General features: G+C 72.6%; 16 protein-coding genes. 9 read left to right on the top strand and 7 right to left on the bottom strand.

Features of this window, described 5'->3' with window-relative positions; all coding sequences use genetic code 11:
- Positions 1 to 61 precede the first annotated feature (61 nt).
- The 6 genes from AB0G50_RS09890 (at position 62) to AB0G50_RS09865 (ending at position 6,116) form a co-directional block, all read left to right on the top strand.
- The gene (locus AB0G50_RS09890) at positions 62 to 1,168 is read left to right on the top strand and encodes a cupin domain-containing protein (RefSeq protein WP_360104575.1); all 1,107 of its coding nucleotides are present in this window, start codon (positions 62 to 64) and stop codon (positions 1,166 to 1,168) included.
- A gap of 22 nt (positions 1,169 to 1,190) precedes the next feature.
- Entirely contained in the window at positions 1,191 to 2,081 is an 891-nt protein-coding gene (locus AB0G50_RS09885) for a fumarylacetoacetate hydrolase family protein (RefSeq protein WP_360104573.1), read from the top strand.
- On the top strand, positions 2,078 to 2,848 hold the full coding sequence (locus AB0G50_RS09880; protein ID WP_360104570.1) for an Asp/Glu racemase: 771 nt from the start codon (positions 2,078 to 2,080) through the stop codon (positions 2,846 to 2,848). Before AB0G50_RS09885 ends, AB0G50_RS09880 begins: the two co-directional genes overlap by 4 nt.
- A 50-nt stretch (positions 2,849 to 2,898) precedes the next feature.
- Positions 2,899 to 4,536, top strand: a complete 1,638-nt coding sequence (locus AB0G50_RS09875; protein WP_360104567.1) for an AMP-binding protein — start codon at positions 2,899 to 2,901, stop codon at positions 4,534 to 4,536.
- A 4-nt stretch (positions 4,537 to 4,540) separates the two neighbouring features.
- Entirely contained in the window at positions 4,541 to 5,401 is an 861-nt protein-coding gene (locus tag AB0G50_RS09870) for a PaaX family transcriptional regulator C-terminal domain-containing protein (protein ID WP_360104564.1), read from the top strand.
- A gap of 85 nt (positions 5,402 to 5,486) precedes the next feature.
- Positions 5,487 to 6,116, top strand: coding sequence for a DsbA family oxidoreductase (locus tag AB0G50_RS09865; protein ID WP_360104561.1), 630 nt, complete (start codon positions 5,487 to 5,489; stop codon positions 6,114 to 6,116).
- Positions 6,117 to 6,137: 21 nt separating this feature from the next.
- Here AB0G50_RS09865 and AB0G50_RS09860 read toward each other — a convergent pair whose 3' ends face one another.
- The 5 genes from AB0G50_RS09860 to AB0G50_RS09840 all read right to left on the bottom strand — a co-directional run bounded on the left by AB0G50_RS09860 (position 6,138) and on the right by AB0G50_RS09840 (position 11,101).
- Positions 6,138 to 6,998, bottom strand: coding sequence for a polysaccharide deacetylase family protein (locus AB0G50_RS09860; protein WP_360104559.1), 861 nt, complete (start codon positions 6,996 to 6,998; stop codon positions 6,138 to 6,140).
- 168 nt (positions 6,999 to 7,166) lie between these two features.
- A complete protein-coding gene (locus tag AB0G50_RS09855; RefSeq protein ID WP_360104556.1) occupies positions 7,167 to 8,993 on the bottom strand; it encodes a S8 family serine peptidase in 1,827 nt (608 codons plus the stop codon).
- Positions 8,994 to 9,322: 329 nt separating this feature from the next.
- Positions 9,323 to 9,664: a hypothetical protein gene (locus tag AB0G50_RS09850; RefSeq protein WP_360104553.1), complete on the bottom strand. Its 342-nt coding sequence runs from the start codon at positions 9,662 to 9,664 to the stop codon at positions 9,323 to 9,325.
- 102 nt (positions 9,665 to 9,766) lie between these two features.
- Complete coding sequence (locus tag AB0G50_RS09845) at positions 9,767 to 10,171, bottom strand: hypothetical protein (protein WP_360104550.1); 405 nt, start codon at positions 10,169 to 10,171, stop codon at positions 9,767 to 9,769.
- 75 nt (positions 10,172 to 10,246) lie between these two features.
- Entirely contained in the window at positions 10,247 to 11,101 is an 855-nt protein-coding gene (locus tag AB0G50_RS09840; RefSeq protein WP_360104547.1) for an alpha/beta hydrolase, read from the bottom strand.
- A 96-nt stretch (positions 11,102 to 11,197) separates the two neighbouring features.
- Here AB0G50_RS09840 and AB0G50_RS09835 point away from each other — a divergent pair, with 96 nt between their 5' ends.
- A complete protein-coding gene (locus AB0G50_RS09835; protein WP_360104544.1) occupies positions 11,198 to 11,599 on the top strand; it encodes a helix-turn-helix domain-containing protein in 402 nt (133 codons plus the stop codon).
- Between the two features lie 29 nt (positions 11,600 to 11,628).
- Here the strand turns inward: AB0G50_RS09835 and AB0G50_RS09830 are convergent, their stop codons facing one another.
- On the bottom strand, positions 11,629 to 13,146 hold the full coding sequence (locus AB0G50_RS09830) for an alpha/beta fold hydrolase (RefSeq protein WP_360104541.1): 1,518 nt from the start codon (positions 13,144 to 13,146) through the stop codon (positions 11,629 to 11,631).
- A 209-nt stretch (positions 13,147 to 13,355) separates the two neighbouring features.
- Here AB0G50_RS09830 and AB0G50_RS09825 point away from each other — a divergent pair, with 209 nt between their 5' ends.
- The gene (locus AB0G50_RS09825) at positions 13,356 to 13,502 is read left to right on the top strand and encodes a hypothetical protein (protein ID WP_360104538.1); all 147 of its coding nucleotides are present in this window, start codon (positions 13,356 to 13,358) and stop codon (positions 13,500 to 13,502) included.
- Here AB0G50_RS09825 and AB0G50_RS09820 read toward each other — a convergent pair whose 3' ends face one another.
- Complete coding sequence (locus AB0G50_RS09820; protein ID WP_360104535.1) at positions 13,503 to 14,402, bottom strand: LysR family transcriptional regulator; 900 nt, start codon at positions 14,400 to 14,402, stop codon at positions 13,503 to 13,505.
- 70 nt (positions 14,403 to 14,472) lie between these two features.
- On the opposite strand from AB0G50_RS09820, the gene AB0G50_RS09815 reads away from it, so the two are divergent.
- Entirely contained in the window at positions 14,473 to 15,729 is a 1,257-nt protein-coding gene (locus tag AB0G50_RS09815; RefSeq protein ID WP_360104532.1) for an FAD-binding oxidoreductase, read from the top strand.
- Positions 15,730 to 15,842: the final 113 nt, after the last annotated feature.

The following is a 15,842-nucleotide window of genomic DNA, read 5'->3' as shown; positions in this document are numbered from 1 at the left end:
TGCGCCATGGTGACGTCCGTCAAGCTGACGAGATATCGCTCCGAGTGGCTGAGGTGCTGCCATGACCAACCGCGACGACGTGCTCGGCCGGGCTCGCGTGACCGACACCGCGGACCTCCGCGCCTACTACGAGAAGCTGGAACGGCTCGACGCGGGCGCGCTGTGGACCATCGCGAACAAGATCGAGCCCTGGTACCCGCAACCGCGGTCCGTGCCGGTCAAGTGGGCCTACCGGGACCTGCGCCCCCTCGTGCTGGAGGCGCTGGGCCTGGTGAGCGGCGACGACGCGGGCCGGCGGGTCGTCGCGCTGTACAACCCGCTGTGCCGGGACATCGCGGCGACGGTCGGCCTGCTCTACAGCGGACTCCAGGTGATGGGCCCGGGCGAGTCGATGACCGCGCACCGGCACCAGGCCGCGGCGCTGCGGTTCGTGCTCGAGGGCACCGGCGCGTGGACGATCGTGGACGGCCAGAAGCTCAAGGTCGGGCCGCGGGACTTCGCGATCACGCCCAACTGGACGTGGCACGAGCACGGCAACGAGGGCGAGGACGGCCCGGTCATCTGGCAGGACGGCCTGGACATCCCGTTGGTCAACGCGATGGACGCCGGGTTCTACGAGGTTCACCCGGACGTGTACCAGAAGCAGGAGGGGATCACGAACTCCTCGCTGCACGTCTACGGCGCCGGGCAGCTGCGCCCGTTCGGCGACACGTGGCACAAGAACCACTCGCCGCTGCTGGCCTACCCGTGGGAGCCGACCTACGAGGCGCTGCTCAACGCCGCCAAGGCCACCGACGGCTCGCCCTACGACGGCGTGATCATGGAGTACAGCAACCCGCTGACCGGCGGCTCGGTGATGCCGACCATGAGCGCCCACATGCAACTGCTCCGCCCGGGCGAGGCGACCCTCGCGCACCGCCAGGTCGGCTCCAAGATCTACACCGCGGCCAAGGGCAGCGGCACGTCCGTCGTCGCGGGGCAGCGCATCGACTGGACCGAGGGCGACATCTTCTGCGTCCCGACGTGGGCCTGGCACGAGCACGCCAACGCCAGCCGGTCCGAGGACGCGTGCCTGTTCTCCTTCAACGACTTCCCGGTCATGCGGGCCCTCGGGTTCTTCCGCGAGGAGGCCTACCCGGACAACGACGGCCACCAGCCGGTCTCCTGAGCACCCGGAACGGACGAATCCCATGCTGCTGGTCAACTTCTCCACCGACAACGGCCGCCACCGCCTCGGCGTGCGCCGCGACTCCGACGTGGTCGACGTCGCCGCGCTGGCCGCCGAGCGGTCCGCGCGGGTGCCCGACACCCTGCTGGAGGTCGTGCGCCAGGACGCGACGGCCGCCGTCGCGGCCCTGCTCGCCGACCCGGTGCCGGAGCACGTGACGCACCCGGCCGACCGGGTCGTGCTGCACGCCCCGTACCGACCCGGGAAGATCATCGGGGTCGGGCTCAACTACACCGAGCACGTCGCCGAGTCCGCCCGCGCCCTGGACACCGCCCAGGAACTGCCTCAGCGACCGGTGCTGTTCGCCAAGCCCGCCACCGCGGTGATCGGCCCCGAGGAGGCGATCGAGCACAACGGCCACCTCACCCAGCAGCTGGACTGGGAGTGCGAACTGGCCGTGGTGATCGGCCGGACCGCCAAGCGGGTACCGGCGGAACGCGCGCTGGAGCACGTGTTCGGCTACAGCGTGCTCAACGACATCAGCGCGCGCGACCAGCGCCGGGGCGGGCTGTGGCTCTACTCCAAGGGCCAGGACACCTACGCGCCGTTCGGGCCGGGCGTCCGCACCGCCGACGCGATCCCCGAGCCGCACGCGCTGGAACTGTCGCTGAAGGTCAACGGCGAGGTCCGGCAGAAGTCCAGCACCCGGTACATGCTGTTCCGGATCCCGGAGCTGATCGCCGACATCAGCGCCGGCATCACCCTGGAACCCGGCGACGTGATCGCCACCGGCACCCCGGCGGGCGTCGGCGCGGGGATGTCGCCGCAGCGGTGGCTGTGGCCAGGCGACGTGGTGGAGGCGACCGTGCAGCACATCGGCACCCTGCGCAACCCGGTGGTGGACGTCCGGTGAGGACCTTCCGGATCGGCCAGATCGTGCCGAGTTCCAACGTGACCATGGAAACCGAGATCCCGGCGATCTTCCGGGCCCGCGAGGCGGTGGCGCCCGAGCGGTTCACCTTCCACTCCAGCCGGATGCGGATGAAGCGGGTGAGCGCGGAGGAACTGGCCGCCATGGACGCGGACTCCGGCCGGTGCGCGGCGGAGCTGTCCGACGCGCGGGTGGACGTCCTCGGCTACGCCTGCCTGGTCGCGATCATGAGCCTGGGCCGGGGTTACCACCGCACCTCCGAGCGGGCGCTGGCCGCGGTCACCGCCGAGAACGGCGCGCCCGCGCCCGTGGTCACCAGCGCCGGCGCGCTGGTGGACGCGCTGCACCTGCTGGGCGCGCGGTCGATCACCGTGGTGTGCCCGTACCTGCGGCCGCTGACCGAGACCGTGGTCGGCTACATCCGGGACGAGGGCGTGGCGGTGACCGACTACACCGCGCTGGAGATACCGGACAACCTCGACGTGGCCGCGCACGACCCGAAGGCGCTGGTGGGCATCGCGGCCGCGCTCGACCACCGGGACGCGGACGCGATCGTGCTGTCCGCGTGCGTCCAGATGCCGTCGCTGGAGACCGTCGAGGTGGTCGAGCGCGAACTCGGCAAACCCGTGCTCTCCGCGTCGATCGCGACCGCGCACCAGCTGATGCGCGCGCTCGACCTGCCCGCCTTCGCACCCGGTGCGGGCACCCTGCTGGCCGGCGACTACGCCGACACCCCGTTCCGCGCCTGATCGTCCACACCAGGACGAGCGTTCGACACTCCGGGAAAGGAGTGCTGCCGATGCCCGGATCCGCCCACGTCGACACGTTCTGCCGGGACCACCTCCCGCCGCCGGACCGGCAACCCGAGTTCCTGTTCGACCGCCCCGAGCTGCACTACCCCGAGCGGCTCAACTGCGCGGAGGAGTTGCTGGAAGGCGCGATCCGGCGGTTCGGCCCGGACCGGCCGTGCCTGCGCGGCCCCGAGGAGACCTTGACCTACGGCGAGCTCTCCGCGCGCAGCAACCGGATCGCACACGTCCTGGTGGACGACTTCGGGCTGAGACCGGGCAACCGCGTGCTGCTGCGCGGACCCAACAACCCGTGGACGGTGGCCGCCTGGCTGGCCGTGGTGAAGGCGGGCGGCGTCGCGGTGACCGTGATGCCGTTGTTGCGCGCCAAGGAGATCGCCGAGCTCGTCACGCTCACCGCGGCCGACCTGGTCGTCACCGACCACCGGTTCACCGCCGACCTGCCCGAGCACCTGCCGACGCTGACCTACGGCGGTCCGGGCCCGGACGACCTGGTCGCCCGCTGTCCGTCCAAAGAGGACTCCTTCACCTGCGTGGACACCGCGGCCGACGACGTGGTGCTGCTCGCGCCCACGTCCGGCACCACCGGGCGGCCCAAGGCGACCATGCACTACCACCGGGACGTCCTGGCGTGCGCGGACACGTTCGCCCGGCACGTGCTCAAACCGGTGGCCGACGACGTGTTCACCGGCACGCCGCCGATCGGCTTCACCTTCGGCCTCGGCGGCCTGGTGGTGTTCCCGCTGCGGTTCGGCGCGTCGACGTTCCTGGTGGAACGCGCCACGCCCGAGGAGCTGGCCGACACCGTCGCCCGGCACGGGGTGACGGTGCTGTTCACCGCGCCGACCGCGTACAAGGCCATGCTGGCCGCCGGCAAGGCCGGGCAGCTGGCCGGGCTCCGGCGGTGCGTGTCGGCGGGCGAGCACCTGCCCGCGGCCACCTGGGAGCACTTCCGCCGCGAGACGGGGCTGCGGATCATCAACGGCATCGGCGGCACGGAGCTGCTGCACATCTTCATCTCGGCCGCCGACGACGACATCCGGCCGGGCGCGACGGGCCGCGTGGTGCCCGGCTTCCACGCCGCGGTGCTGGACGAGGACGGCGAACCGGTGCCGGACGGCATGCCCGGCAGGCTGGCGGTGAAGGGACCCACCGGGTGCCGCTACCTCGCCGACGACCGCCAGCTCGACTACGTGCGGGACGGCTGGAACCTGACCGGCGACCGGTACGTCCGGGACGAGGACGGCTACTTCTGGTTCCAGGCCCGGGACGACGACATGATCGTCTCCGCCGGGTACAACATCGCCGGACCCGAGGTGGAGAACGCGCTGCTGGAGCACCCCGACGTGGCCGAGACCGCGGTGGTCGCCGCACCGGACCCGGACCGGGGCATGATCGCGCACGCCTTCGTGGTGCTGGCGGACGGCGTGGCGGGCGACGAGGCGAAGGCGGCGGAGCTCCAGGCGTTCGTGAAGTCGGTGATCGCGCCGTACAAGTACCCGCGGCGGGTCGAGTTCGTGGCCGAGCTGCCGAGGACGCCGAGCGGGAAGGTGCAGCGGTACCGGCTGCGGGCCCGGGTGCGCGACGCCGCGTCGGGAATCCCGCCTGGTAGCGCACTGATACCGTGACGCGGTGGCTACCGGATCGGACGGGGCCGGGCTCGCGGACGCGGAGAGCTACGCGACGGCGGCCCAGCCCCGGCAGTTCATCGTGACGCTGTACGGCCTGTTCTCCCGGGCACGGGGCGGTTGGCTGTCGGTGGCGTCCCTCGTCCGGATGCTCGGCGAGCTGGACATCGACGAGCCGGCGGTCCGGTCCTCCATCTCCCGGCTCAAGCGGCGCGACGTGCTGCTGGCGCAACGCCGGGAGGGGTCGGCGGGCTACGCGCTGTCCCCGTCCGGCCTCGCGATCCTGGACGAGGGCGACCACCGGATCTTCCGCCGCAAGCGGGCCACGCTCGCGGACGGCTGGCTGCTCGCGGTGTTCTCGGTGCCGGAGTCCGAACGGCACCGGCGGCACCTGTTGCGCACCCAGCTGAGCAGGCTCGGTTTCGGCACCGCCGCGCCGGGGGTGTGGATCGCCCCGGCGCACCTGCACGAGCCGACCGCCGAACTCCTGCGCAGCCAGGACCTGCACGGCTACGCGGACCTGTTCCGGGCCGACCACCTGGCCTTCGGCGACCTGGCCGGGAAGGTCCGGCAGTGGTGGGACCTGGAGCAGCTGGAGGCGCTGTACTCGGCGTTCCTCACCGAGCACGGCCCGGTCCTCGAGCGGTGGCGGCGCAAGCGGTCGGTGGACCAGCGGCTCGCGTTCGCCGACTACGTCCGGCTGCTCACCGACTGGCGGCGACTGCCCTACCTGGACCCCGGCCTGCCCGAGGAGCTGCTGCCGCCCGAGTGGATCGGCATCCGGGCGGCGGACCTGTTCTTCAGCCTCCAGGACCGGCTCGAGGGCGACGCGCGGGCGCACGGCGCGCGCGTCGTGTCCGGGTGACGCCGCTCCTCCACTGTGGACCGGCGGCCGCCGGGAGAACGACTAGCATGGACGCCGCCCCGTCGCAGAGTCCCGAAGGAACACCGTGCGCGTCGACATCTGGTCCGACCTCGTCTGCCCCTGGTGCTACATCGGCACCACCCGCTTCGACCGGGCGCTGGCCGGGTTCGCGCACCGCGACGAGGTCGAGGTCGTGCACCGGTCGTTCGAGCTGGAGCCGAAGCGGGACACGACCGAGTCGGTGACCGCCATGCTGGTCGCCAAGTTCGGTCCGCGGGGCGCGGACATGGACGGCCAGGTCGCGGAGCTCGCCCGGTCCGAGGGGCTCGACTACCGCACCGACCGCGAGGTCGGCAGCACGCTCGACGCCCACCGGCTGCTGCACCTCGCCGCGCGGCACGGCCTGCGCGGCAGGCTCCAGAAGCGGATGTTCGAGGCGCACTTCGCCGAGGCCGCATCGCTGTTCACCGCCGACGCGTTGACGACGATCGCGGACGGTGCGGGGCTCGACCAGGCCGAAACCCGGCGGGTGCTGGCCGATCCGACCGCCCACCTGGACCAGGTGCGCGCCGACGAGGCCGAGGCGTCGAGGCTCGGCGCGACGGGCGTGCCGTTCTTCGTGGTGGACGGCCGCTACGGGGTGTCCGGCGCGCAGCCGCAGGAGACGTTCACCCGCGTTCTCGACACCGCGTGGACCGACCGCCGGGAGAGCTGACCCGGCGGTCGACCTCCGCGATCAGCACGGGCCGAGGTCGCTCCACACCCACGGCGCGGTCGACGGCTTCTCCACGCGGGTCCACCAGTTCGCCTGGTAGACCCGGCCGCCGAACGACACCCGGCTGCCGCCCACGTAGGAGGTGTCCCGGCCCCACGCCGCCGCGGTGCACGCGGGCGGGTACGGGCCGCCGGTGACCGCGGGCAGGTCGAACGACCAGCCGGCCGCCTTCCAGCGCGGGATCAGTTCGCGGTACGCGGCCAGCGTCGGCCCGCGGTCGCCGCCACCGTCGTGGCTCAGCGTCACGGCCGTCGGGTAGACCTGCGCGGACAGCCGGTCGATCAGCACGTCGGACGGCGAGCCGTCCCAGTCGCGCGGGTCGACCGTCCAGGCCAGCGACGACAACCCGAGCCCGGCCGCGATCTGCGGCGCGGCGCCCCAGCTGGCGAACGGCGCCCGGAAGTAGGTGATCGGCACCGCCGGGTTGCCCGCGGCCTGCCGGATCGCGTCGTTGGTCGCGACGAGGTCCGCCTGGACCTCCGCGGGCGTCTTGGCCCCGTAGTCCTCGTGGTACATGGAGTGGTTGCAGAGCGCGTGCCCGTCGGCCACGATCCGCTTCACCAGGTCGGGGTAGAGCTTGACCTGGCCGCCCAGCAGGCAGAACGTCGCCCGCACCTTCTGCTCCCGGAGCAGGTCCAGCAGCTGCGGCGTCCAGGTCGGCGACGGGCCGTCGTCGAACGTCAGCGCGAGCACCTGCCCGCCGCTGCGCGCGCTGTAGACGATGTCACCCGTCGGCCCCGTCGCCGCCGAGGCCGGTGGCGCCGCCACCGCCGCGAGCGCGACCCCCAGTACCGCCGCCACGATCCGGCCCGACAACGCCATTCCGCACCTCCGCCACCAGAACGAGTGACGTGACCCTAGTGGTCTGGACCACACGAGCGGAATGGCCGGGGTGCGGAAAACCCTCGGGCGAGGGATCGGGAAAACCGGGGTGGTGTGGGCCGAACGGACCTGCCGCCGCGGAGCGGAGCGCTCCGCGGCGGGTCGGGATCAGACCGTCAGGGTCCAGCTGTTGATGTAGCCCGTGTCGTTGACGTAGGCGTCCTGCACGCGCAGCTGCCAGGTGCCGTTGCGCGGCTCCGAGGACAGGTTCACGGTGTAGGAACGGTTGATGTTGTCCGCCGAGCCGCCGGCCCGGTTGTGCAGCACGTAGGTGCTGCCGTCCGGCGCGACCAGGCTCACCACGAGGTCGCCCACGTAGGTGTGCACGATGTCGACCGCCACGGTCGCGGTGGCCGAGGCGTTGCCCGTGCAGCCGGAGACCGTGACCGGGCTGTTCACCGTGGCCAGGTCGCGGATCGCGACGTCGGTGCCGTTGGTGGCCGGCGCGCAGCCGGGCGTCGTGGTGCCCACCGTGATGGTGAACGTCGCCGAGCCCGTCTTGGCCGCGTTGTCCTTGACCGTCGCGGTGACGTTCGCGGTCGCGGCGGCGGTCGGGGTGCCGGAGATCAGGCCGGTGGACGCCGAGATCGACAGCCCGGCCGGGAGGCCGGTGGCCGACCAGGTGTAGGGCGTGGTGCCGCCGGAGGCGTTGAGCTGCAACGAGAACGCCTGGCCGACGGTCGCGGTCCGGTTGCCCGGGTTGGTGACCGAGGGCGAGCCCGGCTGGGTGCCGCCGTTGAGGAAACCGCTGTACAGCAGCACGTTCGGCGAACCGGAGTTGATGCCCGAGAGCTTTCCGCTGCTGCCGTTGGTGACCAGCGCGTCGCGCACCTGCGCCGGCGTCGCCGACGGGTTCTGCGCGAGGTACACCGCGGCGGTGCCCGCCACGTGCGGCGAGGCCATCGAGGTGCCGGACATCGTGGCGCTGCCCGTGTTGCTGCTGTAGGACGCCGACACGATGTTGTCACCCGGACCGAAGATGTCCAGGCACGAGCCGTAGTTGCTGTCGCTGCGCCGGGTGTCGGTCTTGGTGCTGTTGCCGACCGTGATGGCCGCCGGGACGAGCTGCGGGCTGTAGCCGCAGGCGTCGTCGTTGGAGTTGCCGGCCGCCTGCACCCACTGCACGCCGCTGGCGATCAGGGCCTTGACCGCGTTGTCCAGAGTGGTGTTGGTGCAGCGCTGGCGGCAACCGATGCTGTAGTTCACCACGGCGGGCTTGACGGCGTTGTCCTTGACCCAGTTGACCGCGGCGAGCAGGTCGTCGTCGGTCGCGCTGCCCGAGCAGTCCAGCACCCGCACCGGCACGATCGTCGCCTTCTTGGCGATGCCGTACGTGGTGCCGGCCGCGGTGCCCGCGACGTGCGTGCCGTGGCCGTGGCAGTCCTGCGGGGTGGAGTCGTTGTCCACGAAGTCGTAGCCCGCCGCGATCCGACCGGTGAAGTCGGCGTGGTTGGCGTTGATCCCCGAGTCCAGCACGTACACGCGTGCGCCCTGACCCGGGTTCGCCGGGTAGTCGAACGCGCTGTTCAGCGGCAGGTCGCGCTGGTCGATCCGGTCGTCGCCCCAGTTGGGCGGGTTGTTCTGGGTGTCGAGCGCGACCATCCGGGTGGCCTGCTGGACGTACTTCACGGCCGGGTCCTTCGCCACCGCGGCGGCCTCGGCGGCCGTCATCGAGGCGGAGTAGCCGTTGAGCACGGAGTTGTAGGTGTGGCGCACCTTTCCGCCGTGCTTCGCGGCGAGCGAGGACGACGACGCGGCGCCCTGGCCGTCCTTGAGCACCACGATGTAGCGACCGGCCACGGCGTCCGCGCCGCCCGCGTTGACGATCGTCGGCTCGGCGGGCGCGGGTGCGGACAGGGCGACCGGTGCGCCGAGCGCGGCCAGGGCGGTCGTGCAGGCGACCGCTCCCAGAGCGCGCGACAATGCTCTGCGCATGGTTGATTTCCTTCATTCGGCAGGGTTGGCTGAACTCGCCGGCCGACCGTACGAGCCATTCGGGCAAATCGGGAAGACCCGAATCCACAGGACAGCTCGCCGAATACCCCACCGAACCCGACACAGGCCCTCTGAGCTGCCAAAACAGCCGGACGAGGAATTCTTCACGGACGGCTCGCGCCGTCTGTGGAATCAATCCACTACACCGGCTGGGTAATCGTGGAACGGTGTTGGGTGAACGTCAAAAATGTGAAGCCGACGGCCGCGAGACGCGGCGGAGGGCGCCGGGGTGGCCACTACCCCGACGCCCTCCGCGCACTGCCGGCCCGTCAGGCCGCGCAGGTCACCGTGTCCGTCGCCGTCGCGCGCCCGTACTGGTCCACGAACGTCACCTTGGCGGTGACCGTGGTGCCGGGCGTGCACAGCCGCGACCCCGTCGTCGGCAGGTTGCGGGTCAACTGGAGCACGGCGCCGTTGACCTGCCAGGTGATCTTGCCGATCGTCTCGTCGAAGAAGTCCGTCGGGTCGGCGTTGCAGGTGTACCGCGACTGCCCGGTCCAGCAGGTCACCGTGGCCCCGGTGACCGCGCCCGCCGTGGGCGCGACCGACACCGCGACCCCGGCGGCGACCACACCGGCGGCCAGGAAAGCGAGCAGTCCTCGAGAGTTCATCGTTCCCCCTGTGTGCACGGACGGGCCACCCGACGGTAGATCCGTTGCGCCACGGGCGAAAGCGCCCATGCGGCCTACACCCCGTCGACCCGACCGCCGCCGTCAGTCGTTCCGCTCCCCCTGCGCGACGACGGCCGGAAGCGCCCGGACGAACGCGGAAAGGCTCTTGTACGGCTCGCCGGTCAGCACCTTGCCGGCGACGCCGAACGGGAACGCCGTGTTGCCCCGGACGGACACCGCGAACGCGCCGGGCGCGTTCTCGTGCTCCACCCACGTCCCGCCGTACACGCGGACCAGCACCTCGCCGGTGTACGCGCCGACGAGCTTCCACCACAGGTCGAGGCGCGGACCCTCGAGCGCGCCGTCCTCGAGCAGCTCCCCGCACACCGCGTCGAGTACCACCAGGCTCTCCACGCCGAAGTCCAACCGCCTGCCGTACTGGCTCTCGACCAACTCCGCGCACTGGGTGGCGACACCCGCGAGGAAGGTCGCCGGATCCGTTTCCATGGCGACGATCATGACACCGGAGTCGTTGTCGGCCAACCGCATTACCCGCGCGCCGCACCTCTGGTCCATTGTGGACTACCGAGGGGCGGCGCGGTGTCCGTCCAGGAAGGGCTCCAGGACGGCCAGCAGCTCGCGCGGCCGGTCCAGCGGGATCAGGTGGCCGCAGTCCGGCAGGTCGCACGTGGTCAGGTCGTCGGCCACCGGCGCCAACTGGCGGGCCAGCGCCGGGCCCACCGGGTGCGAGCCGACGGCCAGGGTCGGTGTGGTGAGCCGGTTCCCGGCCACGGCGGCCGCGAGGTGGGCGGACGTGGCGGGCAGGGCCCGGTAGGGCTCGAACGCGCAGCGCAGCGCCTCGGCGCCGGTGTGGGCCGCGACGAACGCGGCGCGGACGGGCTCCGGCACGCCCCGACCGAGGGTGCCCGCGTCCAGGAACCAGTCGACGTACCGCGCCTCGTTGCCCACCAGCACCGCCTCGGCCAGGCCGGGCACCGCGTGGAAGCCGAACCACCACGGGCGGCCGTGCGCCAGGAAGTCCTCCGCGCCGGGCAGGTCGCCCAGCAGCGACTCCATCAGCACCAGCCGGCGGACCCGGTCCGGGTGCCGCAGGGCGAGCAGGAACGCGGCGGGCACGGAGGCGTCGATCGCGACCACGGCCGCGGTGGGCTCGCCGAGCGCGTCGAGCAGACCGAGGAGGTCGGCGGACAGGGTGGCGGCGTCGTAGCCGTCCGGTGCGCGGGTGCTCCCGCCGGCGCCGCGCAGGTCCGGCGCGACGACGCGGTGGTGGGCGGCGAGCGGGCCGACGACCTCGTGCCAGAGCCGCCAGGTGTGCGGGAAGCCGTGCAGCAGCAGGACGACGGGGCCGGTGCCGGTGATCGCGACGTTCAACCGGACGCCGTTGGTGCGGATCGGGGTGATCTCGGTGGTCGGCATGCGTCCCCCTGTGGTTACCATTGGTTACCTGGAAACGCTAGGTGACCCCGAGGACGCCGCCAAGACGGCACTGTCACGACAGGTGGTGAGGTCGAGGTGACCACCGGGCCGGAACGCCCCGCGCGGGGGGACCTGTTCGACCCCGCCTGCCCTACCCGCCGCCTGCTCGACCGCGTCGGCACGAAGTGGACGTCGATGGTGGTGAAGGTGCTCGCCGAGGACGACCCGCGCGAGGTGCGGTTCGCGGACCTGCGGCGGCGGATGCCCGGGGTGTCGCAGAAGATGCTGTCGGTGACCCTGCGCGGGCTGGTCCGCGACGGCCTGGTCGGTCGCCGGGTGGAGCCGACCGTGCCGCCGCGCGTGCACTACCGGCTCACCGCGCTCGGCCGGTCGCTGGAGGTGCCGCTGGCGGCGCTGCGCGCGTGGGCCGAGGACCACATGGCCGAGATCGACCGCGCCCACGCCGCGCACGACGCGAGCGCGGCCGCCGACGGGTGAGCGAGGTCTGCCCACCCGTCGGCCCGGCCTCACCAGCCCGTCGGCGTGGCGCGCACCGGCGCGGTGGTCCGGGCGGCCGCGGTGGGGATCGGCAGTTCCGGTGACTCCGCCGGCGCGCACCGGGTCCCGTCGAGCGGCGCGCGCGCGGAGATCAGGTAGCGGTCGGCCGCCGCGCGCACGCAGTCGGTGCGCAGGTACGAGCCGTGCCCCCAGCCCTCGTAGGTCAGCAGCACGGTCTTGCCGCGCGTCCGCCGGTGCAGCGAGGTCGCCCAGCCGTAGCCGGTCGACGGGTCGTGCAGGTTGTTGAGCATCAGGATCGTCGGCGAGTCGGACAACCGCGGCCGGCGCTGCGGGTTGGTCGCGTCGGGCAGACCGACGCAGCCGTGCACGACCTGGTGGCCGAGGAACGCCCGCGACATGTGCGGCGCGAGTTCACCGGCGCGGCGGATCAGGCCGGTGTACTCGCGCAGCGTGCGCGGGCGGATCTGCCAGTCCTGGCAGAACATCGGGACGAACGGCGAGGCGACCGCGTCGGTCGAGAACGCCTTGGCGCCGCCCGCGGTCTCCGCGCGGGCCACCAACCACTGCGCGAGCTGCGTCCAACTGGGGTCGTAGAAGGACAGCAGCGCGTAGTCCACGATCTGGCTCGCGGTCACCCGGCGCGTCGGGTCGCCCGGCTCGGAGATCTCGCCCCGGTCGGCGCGCGCGAGCAGGTCGTCGAAGAACGCGCCCACGTCCCGGCCGCGCAGCGCGCAGGACTCGGTGGCGCCGCACCACTTCACGAACTCGCGGAACGAGTCCTCGGCGGCCGTCGCGGTGCCCTCGTTGAAGCCCCACGCGTCCACGCCGTGGTCCAGGTTGGAGTCGAGCACCATGGCGCGCAGGTTGCGCCCGTGCCGCTCGGCGTACTGCTGACCGACCAGCGTGCCGTACGACAGCCCGTAGTAGTTGATCTTCCGCTCGCCCAGCGCCCGGCGGATCGCGTCCACGTCCTCGACCACCGACAGCGAGTCGCTGTGGTCGTACACCGGCCCGCTGCGCGCCCGGCAGTCGGCGGCCAGCTCGCGGTTGTAGCTCCCGAGCGCGGCGAAACCGGCCTGCGTCGTGGGGTAGGTCGACGGTCGGCGCGCGAGCACGTCGGCCGAGCAGGTGATCGGGCTGCTCCGCCCCACCCCGCGCGGGTCGAACCCGACGATGTCGAACCGGTCCACCACGTCCTGGCTGAACCAGTACGGCGCCGCGTAGGCGAACTCGACGCCGGACGGTCCCGGGCCGCCGGGGTGGATCACCAGGCTGCCGACCCGCTTGGCCGGGTCCGCCGCCTTGCGCCTGGCCAGCGCGAGGTCGAGCGTCCCGCCGCGGGGGTTCGCCCAGTCCACCGGCACCCGCAGCACGCCGCACTCGACCTCGGGCACCTCGTCGCACGGCCGCCAGTCGACCGCGGCGAGCCGGTCGTTCCCCGGCGCCGCCGCGGCTCCCGGCGTCATCCCCACGACGAGCGCGACCACGGCGACCACGCCGCCGAGCGCCCGGGCTGTCGATCCCACAGACGTCCTCCCGAAGTCCTGTCACCCGCTTGGGTGAACGCAGTGTTCAGTACGACGAAAGAGGGCACAAGCGACCTAACGGACTCACTCCTCCGGGTTACCGACGTTCGGCCCAACCAGGTCCCGCACAGCCGAAGAGGTGACCGGTGTGTCCGGAATACACTGCCCTCGTCGGCACTCGTCGGCACAACTCGAGGTCGGGGTGGCACATGGCGTCCAAACGGCGCAAGGGCGGCATCGCGCCCTACCTGGCCCTGGTGATCGCGCTGATCATCTTCGTGCCCGCGCTGCGGAACCTGGCGGCCGACCTCCTCGCGCCGCTGTGGGACATGATCAAGAACTCGTTCGCCGGCTGATCAACCCGCCGGCGCGCCGAACGCCGCGCGCAACCGGTCCAGCAGCACCCGGGCGGCGGGCGAGGTCGGGCCGTGCTCCCGCCAGGTCAGCGCCATCCGGGCGTGCGCGGTCGGCTCGGTGATCGGCACGACCCGCAGCCCGGCGGCCTGCGCCTGGTCGGCCGCCAGGCCCGGCACGACGGCGACACCCAGTCCGCGCGCGGCCAACCGGATCAGCAGACCGGGCGCCGCGCCCTCGAACGCCACCCTGGGCGTGACGCCGGCGCGGGCGCAGGTCGCGGTCAGCACGGCGCGCAGCCCGGTGCCCTCCGACAGGCAGATCAGCGGCCGGTCGCGCAGGTCGACCCAGCGCGCGGTGTCGCCGAGCGGGTCGTCCACCGCCACCGCGGCCACCAGCACCTCGTCGAGCACCACCGCGAACTCCACGCCGGGCGGCGGGTCCTGCGGCCCGAACCCGACCATCGCGAGGTCCAACTCGCCGCGCTGGACGGCGGCGAGCATGCGGTCGGAGGTGTCCTCGGTCAGCGCGATGTCCACGCCCGGGTGGTCGTCGTGGAAGTCCGCCAGCACCGACGCCGCGTCGAACTCGTCGGTCGCCGCGCCCGACACCAGCCCGATCACCACCCGGCCGCGCAACAGGCCCGTGTGCTCGTCCACGACCTCTCGCGCGCCCTCGACGGCGGCCAGCGCGGCACGGGCGTAGGGCAGCACGGCCCGGCCGACCTCGGTGGGCACGACGGTGCGGCCCGTGCGGTCGAGCAGGGGTTGGCCCAGTTCCCGCTCCAGCTGCCTGACCTGCGCGCTCACCCCGGGTTGGGCGACGTGCAGGCGTTCGGCGGCGCGGGTGAAGTTGGCCTCCTCGACCACCGTCACGAAGTACCGGAGCTGGCGCAGTTCCATAAGCAGTCATTCTAGCCGGGAGAAGATTCAGCTCTTGGACTTCTGATCGGGTCGCGCGCAGGCTGAAGCCATGACGTTCACCGGACCCGTGTTCCGCCCCGACGACCCCGGCTACCGCGAGGAGGTCGAGGGCTTCCAGACCGCGTTCACCCACCACCCCGCGCTCGTGGTCGGTGCGGTCGACACCGAGGACGTGCGGCTCGCGGTGGAGTTCGCCGCCCGCAACGACCTGCCCGTGGCGGTGCAGGCGACCGGGCACGGGTTGTCCGCGCCGACCGACGGCGTGCTGATCGGCACCCGGCGGATGACCGGCCTGCGGATCACCGGCACGACCGCGCGGGTCGAGGCGGGTGTCCGGTCGGGCGCGCTGGTCGACGCGGCGGCGGACCTCGGGCTCGCGCCGGTGAACGGGTCGTCGCCGTCGGTCGGCGTGGTCGGCTACACGTTGGGCGGCGGAATCGGTTTGCTGGCAAGGGAATTCGGCTACGCCGCCGACCACGTGACCCGGCTCGAGGTCGTCACGGCGGACGCGCGGGTACGCGTGCTGGAGCCGGGCGACGAGCTGTTCGGCGCGATCCTGGGCACCGGCGGCAACTTCGGCGTCGTGACGTCGCTGGACGTGGCGCTGTTCCCGGTGCGCGAGGTGTTCGGCGGGCAGCTGCTGTTCGACGCGCCGCTGGTGGACCGCGCCGTCCGCACCTGGCTGGACTGGACCCGGACCGCGCCGGAGTCGGTGACGTCGTCACTCGCCGTGCTGCGGTACCCGGACCTGCCGGTGCTGCCGGACCACCTGCGCGGTCGGTACGCGGCGTCGATCCGGTTGGCGCACCGCGGTTCCGACGGTGAGCGGCTGGTCGAGCCGCTGCGCGCGATCGGCACTCCCCTGGCCGACGACCTGCGCGTGCTGCCGTACCGGGACTGCGCGACGATCCACCGCGACCCGGACCACCCGCACGCCTACCGGGCGGCGAACGCGGTGCTCTCCGACCTGCCCGACGCGTCCGACCTGCTGGCCGCGAACCGGGAGAACGTGGTGGACCTGCGGCATTTGGGTGGCGCGCTGCGTCGGCGCGGGCCGGCCGGTGTCGCCGTGGACCACCGGGACGCCGCGTACGCGGTGCGGGTGATCACCGCGCCGGACCGCGAGCCCGCGCTGGACGCCGTGGCGCCGTGGACCCTGGGCGCGCACCCGAACTTCACCTACGGCCCGCAGCCGCTCGAGGCGCGCACGGGCTGGTCGGCGGACACCTACCGCGCGTTGCTCGACCTCAAGACCGCGCACGACCCGCGCAACCTGTTCCGCGCCAACCGGAACATCGTGGGGTGACGGACGTCTCCCGAGGAAGGTGGTTGCGCTGTCCCGCGCGGCGGGTGTAGCGTCTGTGGCATTCCGTGGACCTGAGGCCTGGACGGCCGGGTTCCACGAGATCTCCCGGGATT

The sequence above is a fragment of the Actinosynnema sp. NPDC020468 genome (genome assembly GCF_040642015.1).
Classification (GTDB): domain Bacteria; phylum Actinomycetota; class Actinomycetes; order Mycobacteriales; family Pseudonocardiaceae; genus Actinosynnema.
Note: the sequence above shows the minus strand (reverse complement) of the source record. Positions and strands in the feature narration are given on the sequence as shown.

Bases quoted from the DNA above. Each gene is read 5' to 3' on its own strand.
- AB0G50_RS09875 (WP_360104567.1), top strand. From the start codon at position 2,899: ATGCCCGGATCCGCCCACGTCGACACGTTCTGCCGGGACCACCTCCCG.
- AB0G50_RS09840 (WP_360104547.1), bottom strand. From the start codon at position 11,101: ATGCCGACCACCGAGATCACCCCGATCCGCACCAACGGCGTCCGGTTG.
- AB0G50_RS09820 (WP_360104535.1), bottom strand. From the start codon at position 14,402: ATGGAACTGCGCCAGCTCCGGTACTTCGTGACGGTGGTCGAGGAGGCC.
- AB0G50_RS09815 (WP_360104532.1), top strand. From the start codon at position 14,473: ATGACGTTCACCGGACCCGTGTTCCGCCCCGACGACCCCGGCTACCGC.
- AB0G50_RS09850 (WP_360104553.1), bottom strand. From the start codon at position 9,664: ATGAACTCTCGAGGACTGCTCGCTTTCCTGGCCGCCGGTGTGGTCGCC.
- AB0G50_RS09890 (WP_360104575.1), top strand. From the start codon at position 62: ATGACCAACCGCGACGACGTGCTCGGCCGGGCTCGCGTGACCGACACC.
- AB0G50_RS09845 (WP_360104550.1), bottom strand. From the start codon at position 10,171: ATGGAAACGGATCCGGCGACCTTCCTCGCGGGTGTCGCCACCCAGTGC.
- AB0G50_RS09855 (WP_360104556.1), bottom strand. From the start codon at position 8,993: ATGCGCAGAGCATTGTCGCGCGCTCTGGGAGCGGTCGCCTGCACGACC.
- AB0G50_RS09860 (WP_360104559.1), bottom strand. From the start codon at position 6,998: ATGGCGTTGTCGGGCCGGATCGTGGCGGCGGTACTGGGGGTCGCGCTC.
- AB0G50_RS09825 (WP_360104538.1), top strand. From the start codon at position 13,356: ATGGCGTCCAAACGGCGCAAGGGCGGCATCGCGCCCTACCTGGCCCTG.
- AB0G50_RS09885 (WP_360104573.1), top strand. From the start codon at position 1,191: ATGCTGCTGGTCAACTTCTCCACCGACAACGGCCGCCACCGCCTCGGC.